This window comes from Pedobacter kyonggii, from assembly GCF_004310665.1.
Classification (GTDB): Bacteria; Bacteroidota; Bacteroidia; order Sphingobacteriales; family Sphingobacteriaceae; genus Pedobacter; species Pedobacter kyonggii.
Map to the genome: position 1 here is coordinate 122302 of NZ_SIXF01000001.1, position 13310 is coordinate 135611.

9 protein-coding genes are annotated in these 13310 nt (G+C 39.6%); 1 reads left to right on the forward strand and 8 read right to left on the reverse strand.

What is annotated here, in order from left to right:
* Positions 1–5 precede the first annotated feature (5 nt).
* The 3 genes from EYS08_RS00480 to EYS08_RS00490 all read right to left on the reverse strand — a co-directional run bounded on the left by EYS08_RS00480 (position 6) and on the right by EYS08_RS00490 (position 6377).
* A complete protein-coding gene (locus tag EYS08_RS00480; RefSeq protein ID WP_244215817.1) occupies positions 6–2846 on the reverse strand; it encodes a SusC/RagA family TonB-linked outer membrane protein in 2841 nt (946 codons plus the stop codon).
* Between the two features lie 713 nt (positions 2847–3559).
* Entirely contained in the window at positions 3560–5095 is a 1536-nt protein-coding gene (locus tag EYS08_RS00485; protein WP_131027916.1) for a SulP family inorganic anion transporter, read from the reverse strand.
* Between the two features lie 223 nt (positions 5096–5318).
* A complete protein-coding gene (locus tag EYS08_RS00490; protein ID WP_244215818.1) occupies positions 5319–6377 on the reverse strand; it encodes an SDR family oxidoreductase in 1059 nt (352 codons plus the stop codon).
* A 93-nt stretch (positions 6378–6470) separates the two neighbouring features.
* Between EYS08_RS00490 and EYS08_RS00495 the strand changes: the two genes are divergently transcribed.
* Positions 6471–7280 carry a helix-turn-helix domain-containing protein gene (locus EYS08_RS00495; protein WP_165456334.1) on the forward strand — a complete coding sequence of 270 codons (810 nt, stop codon included), beginning with the start codon at positions 6471–6473 and terminating at the stop codon, positions 7278–7280.
* 178 nt (positions 7281–7458) lie between these two features.
* Here EYS08_RS00495 and EYS08_RS00500 read toward each other — a convergent pair whose 3' ends face one another.
* From EYS08_RS00500 to EYS08_RS00520, 5 genes are all read right to left on the reverse strand, one after another.
* Positions 7459–9213: a CocE/NonD family hydrolase gene (locus tag EYS08_RS00500; protein ID WP_131027919.1), complete on the reverse strand. Its 1755-nt coding sequence runs from the start codon at positions 9211–9213 to the stop codon at positions 7459–7461.
* A 16-nt stretch (positions 9214–9229) separates the two neighbouring features.
* Positions 9230–9922, reverse strand: a complete 693-nt coding sequence (locus EYS08_RS00505; RefSeq protein ID WP_131027920.1) for a LytR/AlgR family response regulator transcription factor — start codon at positions 9920–9922, stop codon at positions 9230–9232.
* Positions 9919–10980, reverse strand: a complete 1062-nt coding sequence (locus EYS08_RS00510; protein WP_131027921.1) for a sensor histidine kinase — start codon at positions 10978–10980, stop codon at positions 9919–9921. The genes EYS08_RS00505 and EYS08_RS00510 overlap by 4 nt, the downstream gene beginning before the upstream one ends.
* 409 nt (positions 10981–11389) lie before the next feature.
* Positions 11390–12280, reverse strand: a complete 891-nt coding sequence (locus EYS08_RS00515; RefSeq protein WP_131027922.1) for a helix-turn-helix domain-containing protein — start codon at positions 12278–12280, stop codon at positions 11390–11392.
* Positions 12281–12355: 75 nt separating this feature from the next.
* Entirely contained in the window at positions 12356–13174 is an 819-nt protein-coding gene (locus EYS08_RS00520) for an SDR family NAD(P)-dependent oxidoreductase (protein ID WP_131027923.1), read from the reverse strand.
* Positions 13175–13310 lie beyond the last annotated feature (136 nt).

Below are 13310 nucleotides of genomic sequence, written 5' to 3' on the forward strand. Positions count from 1 at the left end.
CCATATTATAATTCCATTTTAACTCCTAAAGTGTATGTTCTTGGTATCGGTTGACCATAGCCGGTATCTACACCATCATAGCTTACCAGTTCTGGATCTTGCCCGGTGTACGGCGTGATGACAAATACATTACTTACTGCGCCGTAAACGAAGAATTTATTGATCTTTATATTTCTCTTTTTCAACAGGTTGCCAAGTTCATAGCCTACAGATACCGATCTCAATTTCAAGAACGAGGCGTTTTCCAGGAAAAGATCTTGATCTACACGGTAAGGAATAACAGTGCTCCATGGATTGTATAGCGGATATTTGCTATAATCGCCTCGTTTCTCCCAAAAAGTAATTTCTTTCACCGAGTTTACATCGGTATTACCTTCGCGGTTAACAAAATCGAAGCGGTTGGCCATTTCCTGGTTAATTAGCTTCCTGCCCAAATTGAAATATAAATTGGTACTTAAACTCCAGTTGCCATAGGTAAAAGCATTATCAAAACCACCAGAAAGTGTTGGCAATGAGTGCCCTTTTAGTACTTTGTCTTTTTCGTCGATTACATGATCACCATTTTGGTCTTTCCATCTCGGATCGCCTGCTTTTAATGCCTGTCCGTTATACTTTAACGGCTGACCATTTACTACCGGAACTTGTGCAGTAGAAGTATAGATGCCCTCATTTTCCAACAACCAATATTGATCTACCGGTTCGCCCACTCTTAACAGCCTGTTTCCGATTATAATTTCATTTAAGCCTCGTGGCAATGCTTTTAAGGTATTCTTATTGTGGTTAAAATTCAGTGAAGAATTCCACGAGAATTTATTTTTAGCCATTACCAATGCGTGGATGGATAAATCGACGCCTGTATTGCTCACATCCATTCCACTTTCTATTGATTGTTTGTAACCATATTCTGCATACGATGGAATGCCGATCAACTGGTTTTTATCAGCTTTGGTGTAAAAATCGACTGAAACATGCAGGCGGTTTTTTAACATGGCTACATCAGCTCCGATATTTAGCTGATCTGAATAGGCCCACGGCACACCATACCCCACCCAGCCAAACGAATAGGGCCTGGTTAGCACACCGAAGGCATTGTATCCTGGCACAGTTAAATTGCCAGTGTAACCAACTGATGCAGTGTACTGTGGCCCCTGGGCATAATTATCGTAGGTAAATGTTCTGCCTAAACGGCCAACACTTGCCCTTAAAACTAAATCATCAACCAATCTGGTATCTTTTAGTATTTCGTTTTTAACATTCCATGCGCCCGAAATTACCGGAGAATAAAACCAGCGTTTGCTTGGCTGTGCGTTAGACGATCCATCTAAACGTAATGTTCCGGATAAGAAGTACTTATCATTATACGAGTAGTTTACCTTACCATAAAATGATAACAGGTTATCTTCCGTTTTATCTAAAAAGCGATAGGTTAGTTCTCTGGGAAATGCTTTTGGCACCAGGTAATTCGGGTTATTATCTCCGTTTGGCAATTTTGGATCAGAATCCAATAAGTTAATTTTGATATAATCATTGGCACCTTTATACGCATAAGCATAGTTATACTTATAAATATCCCACATCATCGATTGGCCTAACTCTACATGAAAATCGTGTGCGGTATTAAGCTTGAAATCGTAAGCGGCCTTATTATCGATCATTAACCGTTGGTTAAAACCATAATAGTTTGAGGCATAGCTATTGCCCTGCAACAAGGTTCTGGCATAAAATATATCCCGGTAACCTTCATTATAATCTACATTAAAAGCCGATGATAATTTAACCTTGCCCAGTGTAGCCACCAATTTGGCATAACCCTGGATCAGGTTGGTTTTATTATCATCAAAACCTTTCTTGTATTCATTTAAATAAGTACCATAATAATCTTTATTAGGCGCGGGTGGGGCGCTAAGATCAGGAAAGTAATTAATCTGTGCAAACCGATCCCTAAGTGCCCTGTTGCGGTCGCGGTTTAATCTGTTGCCGTTAATCATTGCGGAGAAAAGCAACCATTTAACCGGGCGCATGTTGATGTTGAACATGGCACTGTAACGGTCTAAGCCTGTACCATCGGCAACACTCTGGCTTTTGGCATTACCTAACGAAAATCTAAAATTCGCTCGGTCCGATCCGCCGGTTAAGCCAAAATTTATACCGTATATCAATGCGTTTTTATAGTACAAATCCGTCCAGTTCGATTTACCACTATATACATTATTAAGCGAGTCGCTTAAATAAACAGGATATTCTTCATCATCAGAGTACCTGCCATTGGTTGTATAAATACCATAGAACCTTTGCCTGAATTCATTTTCATATTTACCATTAATGGTATTAACCGTTGGTTTTTGCACCATACCTATATATGAATTAAAGCTAATGCTCCTCGAATTGCCCGAAGCCGCTTTTGAGGTTAATACGATAACACCGTTTACTCCCCTGGGGCCATAAATAGATGATCCTGCCAAATCGCTTAATACCTCTACAGATGCAATGTTATTGAGATCAATTCCGGCAAGGAGATTAGTAGCTGGGCCAATTCTGTTAAAATCGTACTGCTGGATATCGAAAGCAAAAGGATGCTCTCCGATTAACGGGATTCCATCCAATACCACCAATGGCTGTACGGCATATACATCCTTCTTTGAAAGCAGCGGCGTAGCAGCGCCCCTGATGATCATATTCTGAATAGAGCCAGGTTCGCCGGATGGCTCCTGTACGTATAGGCCCGCATAACTTCCTTTCAAACTCTGCTGTAAGGAAATGGCAGGAAACAGTGAAAGATCTTGAACATCTTTCTGTACACCTCCCGATAATTTATGATAAATTGTTTTAAGTTTAATTTGTTCCAAGCTGTCTTTCCTCAAAGAGTCTTTTGGCGATACATACTTAATTTTAGTTGTATCCTGCAGAACAAAAAGATTGGTTGTTAGGCCTTTATGAACTTTTTTGCCCGCCGAAAAAACAGGTAAAACGTTTAATGTAAACGCGGCAAAAAAAACAAGGCACGCCCATAAGTATCGCATAGTTAATGGATCTTTAATTGGTAAAAAAATGATTTCTAAAACTTATTTTTTTGGAAACGGCATGGTATGTCCCACGTTAAAGAGACAGGTACTTCGGTAGTAATAGTTAAGGGTTCTCATAAAATTTAGTATTTGGTTAACTCAAATATATACTATACTAAAACGTTTTAATAACGAATTGTCATTTTTATGAAATTTTAATAAAACAACGCAATAATATTTAATTATATTAAAATAATTGTCAGATAGACAGGTAAAAAAATAAATATCATCAGAATATCTTAAAAAATTAACATCCTATAAAACAGTAAATAAGGATATTTTTAGCCTGCAATAACAATAAATCGAACAATTTTATGTTGCTATTTTCTCAAAGTACTTAAACGTTTTAGTAAAAACATGAAACATCGAGAAAGTAGTAAAGATTAAACCAACAAAAATTATTTAGGGGCGAGGCCAACCATTACCATGTTATACATTATAACATTAGCTTCGACGTAATGGTATTTTATACCATAAAACAGAAAGGTAAAATTTATTTATTTTTCGGTGGCCACCCGATAGGTAGGATCTTCTATAATGTTTACTTCTATAATCTGATCTGCATTTTTCAGCAAGCGCTTACAGTCGTTGCTCAGGTGTTTTAACTGGAGCTTCTTACCAACCAAACGGTAACGTTCGGTAAGTTTATTCAATGCATCAATACCCGACATATCAAAAACACGGCTGTGCTTAAAATCAATTACGATATGCTGGGGATCATGAGCCACATCAAACAGCTCGTTAAAATTAGCAATCGATCCAAAAAACAAGGGGCCGAATATTTCGTAGGTTTTTACACCACTGGCATCGATATGTTTGGTGGCACGTATCCGTTTAGAACTTTCCCAGGCGAAAACAAGTGCCGAAATAATTACGCCTATTAATACCGCAAGGGCCAGGTTATGCAGCCAAACTGTAATTACAGCCACCAGAATCCCAATGATAATATCCTGCGAAGGCATTTTATTAATCACTTTAAAACTCATCCATTCAAAAGTGCCAATGGCTACCATCATCATTACACCAACCAGGGCTGCCATGGGTACACGATCGATTACCGGAGCACCTACCAAAATAATAACCAATATAGTTAAGGCAGCAATAATACCCGATAACCTTGCCCTGGCACCTGCAGAAAGGTTAACCAGTGTTTGGGCAATCATTGGGCAACCGCCCATGCCCGTAAAAAAACCGTTTGCAATATTGGCAATTCCCTGGGCAATACTCTCTCTGTTCCTATCGCCTTTGGTTTCTGTAATTTCATCGACCAGGTTCAAGGTAAGCAGGCCTTCGGTTAAGCCCACACCTGCCATAATCAGCGAATAAGGAAAAATGATCTTTAGCATATCCAGATTCAATGGCACTTTCGGAATATGAAATGGAGGAAACCCTCCATTTACTGAAGCAATATGCTTAACCAACTTGGTATCAATTCCAAAACATAAAACGATAAGAAAAACCACAATAATGGCCACTAATGAGGATGGAATGGCTTTGGTTATTTTAGGCAGAATGATCACTATTGCAACGGTAAGCAATACCAAAGCCAACATGATATATAAAGGATTACCGCTCAACCATTCTACTCTGCCGTTAACAAGGGTTTTGAACTGCTCCAGTTGCGACATGAAAATAATAACTGCCAAACCGTTAACAAAGCCGAACATTACGGGCTGCGGAACCAGCCTGACAAATTTCCCAAGTTTAAATAGCCCCACTATAATCTGGATTACGCCTGCTAAAGCAACTGCTGCAAAAACATATTCTATACCCTGGGTTTTCATTAAAGCGATGAGCACAATTACTGTTGCACCTGCCCCACCAGAAACCAAACCTGGCCTGCCACCTAAAACAGCCGTAACCAACCCCATAATGAAGGCTGCGTATAAACCTGTTAAAGGAGGGAAACCTGCAAGAATAGCAAATGATAACGATTCGGGGATCATCGTCATGGCCACCGTTAAACCCGCAAGAATTTCAGTTTTATAATTAATTTTCTTAGAAAAATCGAAAAGTTGCAGGTAAGGTTTCATCAGTTAAATTATTAGCAGTTGCAAATATCTAAATTATGAGAACATTAGTGCTATATAGACTCTTCAAATTGCAATTCACTTTAACTAATGAAACACGGATGATGGAATTGATTCTGCACTCATCTTTTACATCTGCGGGACAAATAAATAACTAAAAACGGATTGCAAATCCGTAGCACCCGGGCCTGGATTGAAAATCTAAACCAGCATAAAGGCTAGAAAACTAATTCGGGATAACTTTTTTGCGTTTAAGTTCGTCAAACAGGTCAAAAAACATCTTTTCAGTCTGCATATATTCGTGAAAGCCCATGCGCCTGGCTTTCGTACTGTCTGAGAAGAAATCGTAATCCCAAGAAAAAACGAAATCACCAAAGGCCCATGAAGACACTTCTTCATAACTGTGCTTGGCTAGGTTATGTTTTTCTTGCATCTGCGTCCATAAAGTCGATTTATCAGTCATTACGGTTTGCAAAGGCATTTGAAGTGGAGGGGCAGTATCCATTTTAAAATAAGCTGCGATTTTAGGCCAAAGATCATTCCAGCGTATCAAATCACCATTGGTTATATTAAAAGCCTGATTGGCACATGCAGGATCAGTAGCCGCCCATACCGTTGCTTTCGCCAATAGCCCAGCATCCGTAATGTCTAAAAGTTTATCATAAGCTCCAAATTTGCCAGGAAAGCGCAATGGCAAACCTAGTTCTTTCGATATGGATGCATAAACTGCAATTACAGAAACCAAATTCATTGGATTACCCAATGCTGTACCCGCAACCACAGATGGCCGGAGCGCAGACCAGCTCCATTTTTTTCCCTTTTGCTGTGCTTCAAGAAACTGTTGCTGATCTACATTAAATTCTGGGGGCATATGTCCGCCGTCGGTTTCTTTTGCCGGTGTTTTAAAAGGACCATAATGCGCCCCGTATACTTTATAGCCCTGCATTAAACTGATGTGCTGTAAGTCTTTTGCAATACCTTCAATGGCATTAACCACATTTATAAGCATAGCCAAATTAGGTGCTACCAACTCTACCCATGTGGGCTTATCCTGATATGCGGCATAAAAAATATGTGTTATCATAGTTAAAGGGGTCAATTTTTTCGTACTGTCTTCTGGGTCGAGCAGGTCTACAGAAATATACCTTGTTTTATCTGTATCCAGTCCACCCCGGCGCGATAAACCGATAATATTCCAATCGCCAAGATTTTCTAGGTAGCTGATTAAATTACTGCCAATTACCCCGTTTGCCCCAACAATCAATGCTGTTTTACTATTATTCATCTCTTTTGATTTAAATTGATTCATGAAAAGCAAAGATCCTGACAAACCACAGATGTGTTTTTGTAAAATAGTATGATAGATTTGTATAAATCTATGATAAAGCGATATGTCCAATTTCAACCAATTGTTATTTCAGAATTTGAAGTAAGCAAGTGGCAGCATCCTCTACATCGGCACAACCATTATGAACTGATTTACATTAAAAATGGATCAGGTCAGCACATCATTAGCGAAATCTCCATTGCTTACAAAAAAGGAAATCTCTTCTTAATTGGTCCGGATGATGATCATCGTTTCGAAATTGAAGAAAAAACACATTTCATTTATATCAAGTTTACCGATATATTCATCCATCAAAAAGAAGTAAGCCCAACGGGCATGCAATATCTGGAATACCTGATCAAAAGCCGTGAAACACATTTTCTAGATTTTAACTTTACGGCAAACGATCAGTTGATTGTTGAAAATATCATTGCTCTTGTCTTATCGCTCAACGCAAACATGTTGCAAAATGAAGCTTTAATCTGGACGCAGATCTTAGTGCTTTCCGACATCATGCAGCGCAATATGCCCGAAATCAAAAACAGTGTACAACACTCAAAAGATATTCAAGCCATCTTCTGTTACCTGCACAAATACATTTACCAGCCTAAAAATTTAAAGGCGAATGTAATGGCGGCACATTTTAACCTTTCAGAAGATTATATAGGTCCTTATTTTAAAAGAAATACAGGCATAACCTTACGTCAGTATATCCACGATTACCGCCACAATTTAATTCAACAGCGAATAGAAAGCGGAAGATTTGGGTTGAAACAAATTGCCTCAGAGTTTGGCCTTGTGGATGAAAGCCACGTAAGTAAACTGATGCGGGAGAGCACGAAGGGAGGAAAGATGTATTAGTTCGAAGTCGGGAGTCTGAAGTCTATGCTGCAGAAGAAATATGCCTGTGCGCTTCTTGACTTAGGGGTTAAATGATGGAAAACGTAAGGTGGATGTTGGAATTGATTCTGCGTTCATCTTCTAGATCTGCGGGATAAATAATTAAAAACGAATTGCAAATCCAGACCCGCTACATTATTCAAAACAAACCTTTAACATCTACCGACAAACCTAGCTCAATAAAACTCAGTGTAGACCATTTAATTTCAAGTGGAAGGCCCGCATCCCTTATCGTTTCTTTACTCACATCCTTACCCGTTCCGTAATTGATCTGCGCAAAAGGATTTTTATCAATATTAAGCACTAAAAGCAATCTGCTACCTTTTTGTAGCTGCTTACTGAATACTCTCGATCTATAAAAAGGTATGGTTTCTAATTTCCCAGGTTTAAGCAAGTTCCTTTTGCTCATATCATATGCATAACTGGCTCTTCCTAAATAATAAGAGAGCTGAAAATATTCGCCTGAGGGCGTAACTTCGTACAGAACCAGGCCTACATCCATATCCTTTTTGCTGATGATGGCGCGAAGTTCTCCCTTCAGTGCACCCGATACTGAAATGGCCTGATTAAACGGCTTGGTGATAAAGAAAAGTCCATTGGTTCTGTCGATTTCTTTTTTTATGATCGGATCAGGGTAATAATCATTGTAGAATGTGGTTCTGTCTGCCAGATCAACCTGCTGATGCATAAAAACTTCTTTAGCTGGCTTTTGCTCCGACAGCAGCATTCCGTTTGTAGTGCTGTCCAAATAAAAACGGATATGGTAATCCTCAATTTTTGCCAGTGAAGGAGCGTGTTTCCACTTATTTGCGCCCATTACCTCAAAATTGATCTTATCTTTTAACAGTGCAGGTTTCTTTCCGCCTTTAAGAATATAATCGAGCCATTGGAAAGTGATTTCGCGGGTATTTATTAGTGCTATTGAATCTACCTCATAGTCCCTCAGCCTGGCTACTCCACCTATCTGCGATCCAAAATGATCATAAGGACCTATAATTAAATAATGTTTGGCTGAGGGATTATATTTATAATGCTCCCTAAGGTATTCAAGTGCCGAAACCTGTCCATCATCGTAATAGCCGGTAATGCTGAGCACGGGAATATTGATGTGTTTAAATTCGCTACCATAGGGCACCATCGACTGCCAGTAGGCATCGTAATCGGGGTGAGTAAGCCACTTCTGCAACAATGGATTTGGTGTGCCATCAATGCTGTCGATCTTATTGTAAGCGGCCCCACTTTCCCACCAGTTATTCCGCATCCTGCGCCAGCGGGCATTATCGTTATTCACAGCATCATCGGTGTATTTGTTATTGGTGATATAAAAGGCCCATTGGTAATTGGCAGTTAAAAAAACATTATTTTCCATGGGCAGGCCAAGTCCTGGAATCGCTGCAACATAGGGCACAATGGTTTTAAGTGCCGGATGCAGGTGTTTAGCCGCTGCCCATTGTGCAAAACCTGAATAACTTCCACCATACATCCCAACCCTGCCATCGCTCCACGATTGTTTGATAATCCAATCGAGAACAGCATTTACATCTTTTGTTTCATGCTCGTAAGGTACTGGAACGTCAGGGCTGAGCCGTTTACCTCTGGCATCGGCAACAATACCAACATAACCATGATCGGCAGCATATTTGGCTTCCATCAAACTTCTATTGGTGTTGGAATAGATAAAATAAAAGAGTGCGGCAGGTAATTTCTGTGGCAAACCTTTTTTCCTCACCACCACGGCAGATAAAGTAATGCCGTATTTTGTTTTAATCATCACACTATCGTTAATGATATAATTAGTGCTATCGGGCAAGGTTAGCTTTTGCTGTGCAAAGGTTTCGATGCTCATTATTAGGCATAGCATAGCCACACCCAGTTTTACTAAGTTTATTTTCATGATCAAAAGTTATAGTTTATCTTTTAATGAGGCTCCTTAATTTAACAGCCTGCCGTTCTGATATTCTGATTAAATTTCCCGTTTTAAGTGCTACAAACATCCCCTCATTATCTTTTTTTACCGAACTGATGTGGTCGAGATTAAATAATATACTTCTGCTGGCTCTAAAAAATCTTTCACAATCGGGGTTTTCTTCGAGTTTGTTTAAAGAGGTTTTGAGCAATACCTGCTCTTGCCCGAAAAAGACTCTGGCGTAATTCTCTACCGACTCGATCAGGTGTATATCTTTCCATTTAATGAGGTGGTGTTTACCCCTATCCTTTACAAAAACAGCTACGCCATCATTCGCACCAATCTTTTCTATGGCTTTATCCATTGCATTTTTAAAACGTTCTTCCCGCACTGGTTTCATCAGGTAATCCATGGCACTTACTTCAAAAGCCTGCACTGCATAGCTGTCGAAAGCGGTTACAAAAATCACCTGTGGCACATGTACCAAATTTTCCAACAGGTCGAAACCCGAACGGCCAGGCATCTGTATATCCAAAAAAATCAGGTCGGGTTTTAAAAGACCGATAAGCTGTTCGGCTTCATCAGCATTGGCAGCCTCACCTAATACAATAACCTGTGGGTAGCTTTTCAGCATCCTGGCCAGTTCCTTTCTTGCACCACGTTCATCGTCAACAATCAGCGTCCTAATATTTCTCATCTGATTGGGATTTTAATTTCGGCGCAAACCTTTTTCCCCATTTCATAAAGGTTAAAAGATGCATGGTGCTGGTAATTCAGGTCGAGCCGTTCTTTCAAGTTCCGAAGCCCTATACCTGCCACCGTTTTATCCGGTTCCAACTTGCCGGGGTTTAAAACACAGATGCTTACCAATCCATTCTGCTCGTTAATTATTACTTCAATCTTTCCACCCTGCTTTTCTAACACAACCCCATGCTTTACTGCATTTTCAACCAATGTTTGAATGCATAGCCGTGGCACCATCAGCCCGGAGAGCGAAATATCAATATCCAGCTCGTAAGTTAATCTTTCTTCCATCCTCAAACCTTCTAGCTCCAGGTAATCTTTCACCAGATCTATTTCTTCATTTAACCTAATGAGCATGGCATTGCCTTTATACAATCCACTGCGCAACAGTTCGCTTAGCAGATCGATTGCCCTACCTGCATCATCAGGCCGGGTATATACCAAAGATTTTATGTTATTGAGTGCATTGAATAAAAAATGAGGATTTAGCTGAGCAGAAATATTATCCAGTTGCGATTGTTTAAAGCTAAGCTCCAATCTGGTATTTTCTACCGATAACCGTATCTCTCTTTTTGCGTAGTGGTAAAGGTGGTAGGCTAAAAGCCATATGGCCATTAAGCGGATACCAGCAACAAAAATACCTGATGCATTTAAATTAAAAAAATCAGCAAACGACTGGGATGGATGGCTTAGAAACAGTAATCTTACCAGGTACAACTTACTAACGGTAACTATGGTATAAAAAATACCCATTACCGGAATAACGATCAACATCCGCCAGATCAGCTTTTGAAGCGCCAGGTCTTGCCAATGGTTTTTATTTGCAAAATTACGGTACAAATGGGTAATCAAAATGTACATGACCACGTCCAAAACAAAATGTGCAACAGCCATATCGAATCTGAAACTACCAGCAGCAGACCAACCTTGAAATGCCCAATACAAAGCGGCCACAGACCAGCCGATTAGCTGACATTTCCAATAAAGCGATATATAGGGTTTCTTTTCCAAAATTTTTCTGTTCCAAACAAAACAACGAAAACAAATTTTAAGAAAAAAGATAAAGTACAGGAACGTATGGTTTTGGGGGATGAGTGGTTTTTAGTCTGGAGTAAAAGGATGGAAAATGTAAGATGGATGACGAGACTAGTCCGAAGTCGGGAGTCCGAAGTCCAGAGTCAATTGCGCCAAAGAAATAAAACATGTCTTTGTGTCTTTCCTGCCTTATTGGTTATAAGATGGATGATGGCTAGCCCGAAGTTGAGAGTCTGAAGTATATTGTGCCAAAGAAACAAACTCAGCTTCGTGCCCTCTGCGTTAATCTTTTAAATCTGCGGGACAAATAAATAGTTAAAATGGATTACAAATCCATAGCACTCGGGTCCGGATTGCAAATCTAGACTAACAATAGACGAAAACATCAATTCAGCAACTGCTTTTTAAAGGTATTCGGGCTAATACCAACCTCTTTTTTAAATAAACGCGAGAAATAAGAAAGATTCTCAAATCCCAATGCATAAGCAATCTCTGAAACCGACCTATCTTCACCCATCAAACGGTTTTTTGCTTCACTTATCAGGTAAATATGGATATGTTCTAAAGCCGTTTTTCCACTTTCCTGTTTTAAAACATCTGTTAAATAACCTGCCGAAATGTTTAAACGCGCTGCCATATCATGCACGGATGGCAAACCTTTAGTAGCTAATAATCCATTAGCAACGTATTTATTAATCTCTTCATTAAACCTGGTTACTGTTTTGCCCGAAATTTCTGTGCGGTTAAGAAATTGCCTTTTGTAAAAACGTTGACTGTACTTAAGCAAAGTATCTATATTGGCCAAAATCAATTCGCGACTATATTCATCCTGGTTGTTTCGATATTCGGTTTCTATTTTATGATACAACTCCCATACTGTGCTTTCTTCACTGGGCGAGAGATGCAGCGCTTCGTTGGTTTCGTAATCGAAGTAGTGGTATTTTTTGATGGTATCATGCAACATATGTCCATTCAAAAAATCTTCGTGAATAAAAATCAAAAAACCATCCTCCTCCATCTCTAAGTTTTTCATTTCGATTACCTGATGAGGTTTAAAGAACATCATCGAACCACTCTCGTGGTCGTATTTTGTACGTCCGTAAAGGATTTGTCCCGCAATAATCTTTTTAAAACCGATCATATAAAAATCACTGGTAAACTCCCGGTCGCCCATGGTACACCTGTGGTCGCATTTGTAAATGCTAAACAATGGGTTCTCTGGCGGCGGAAATGTGTTTTCTCTGTGTAATTCGGCCAAATTTTTATAGTGTTTCATCCCTTTAAATAGTAATTAACTACAAGCTACACAATTACCCCGTACAGCTTGTAGTTAAAGGTTTTAAATGATTTATTAATGACCGTGCGCATTGGCCGCTACTTCAGCCCATTCGTCAAATTCAGCCAAACGTTCTGCATAAACCTGTTTAACACCTGGTAGAGCCACTTTGCCCAACAAGAAGTGTAAAGGAGGTTTAGGACTGTCGATCAATGCCAATACAGCTGGTACCGTTGCTTCTGGTTTGCCCCAACTATTGGGTGTTGAAGCATCAAAAAATGCTTTTTTAACTGGAGCATATACTTCTAGCGGCTCTGTTTGGAAAGCTGAAGCACCCGACCAATCGGTAGAAAAACCATTTGGTTCGATTAAACTTACATTAATTCCAAAACCTTTTACCTCCTGAGCTAGCGTTTCGCTTAAGCCATTTACTGCGTATTTAGATGCGTTATATAGTCCCAGTACAGGTAAACTTACTAAACCAAGGAAACTTGATACCTGAATAATATGTCCGGCTTGTTGTTCGCGCATTACCGGAACAACCGCCTGGGTTACCCACAGCAATCCAAAAAAGTTTGTTTCCATTTGTGCACGGGCCTGTTGTTCGGTGGTTTCTTCTATCGCACCGAATAAACCAAATCCAGCATTATTGATCAATACATCAATGCGGCTAAAATGCTGCTTAGCTTTTTCAACTACGGCAAAACAGGCATCTCTATCGTTTACATCCAATTGAAGCGGAAACACGGCATCGCCATAAGCTTCTACCAGATCATTTAAATCTGCTGTATTTCTTGCAGTTGCAGCTACTTTATCACCACGCTCTAAAAGGGCCTTAGCCCAGATTTTACCAAAGCCACGTGAAGCACCGGTAATTAAAATTATTTTCGACATTTTTTTCTTTGTTAAATATTGATAACAAAGGTATTGGCAAGTGCGGAGAACGATTTATACAAAACACGGGATTAATAGCACATTTTAAGGTTTAGCTAAATTACTTGTACGCATATTTAATAATAGCCCGAAAAGA

Bases quoted from the DNA above. Each gene is read 5' to 3' on its own strand.
- EYS08_RS00505 (WP_131027920.1), bottom strand. From the start codon at position 9,922: ATGAGAAATATTAGGACGCTGATTGTTGACGATGAACGTGGTGCAAGA.
- EYS08_RS00500 (WP_131027919.1), bottom strand. From the start codon at position 9,213: ATGAAAATAAACTTAGTAAAACTGGGTGTGGCTATGCTATGCCTAATA.
- EYS08_RS00495 (WP_165456334.1), top strand. From the start codon at position 6,471: ATGATAAAGCGATATGTCCAATTTCAACCAATTGTTATTTCAGAATTT.
- EYS08_RS00520 (WP_131027923.1), bottom strand. From the start codon at position 13,174: ATGTCGAAAATAATTTTAATTACCGGTGCTTCACGTGGCTTTGGTAAA.
- EYS08_RS00485 (WP_131027916.1), bottom strand. From the start codon at position 5,095: ATGAAACCTTACCTGCAACTTTTCGATTTTTCTAAGAAAATTAATTAT.
- EYS08_RS00490 (WP_244215818.1), bottom strand. From the start codon at position 6,377: ATGAATAATAGTAAAACAGCATTGATTGTTGGGGCAAACGGGGTAATT.
- EYS08_RS00515 (WP_131027922.1), bottom strand. From the start codon at position 12,280: ATGAAACACTATAAAAATTTGGCCGAATTACACAGAGAAAACACATTT.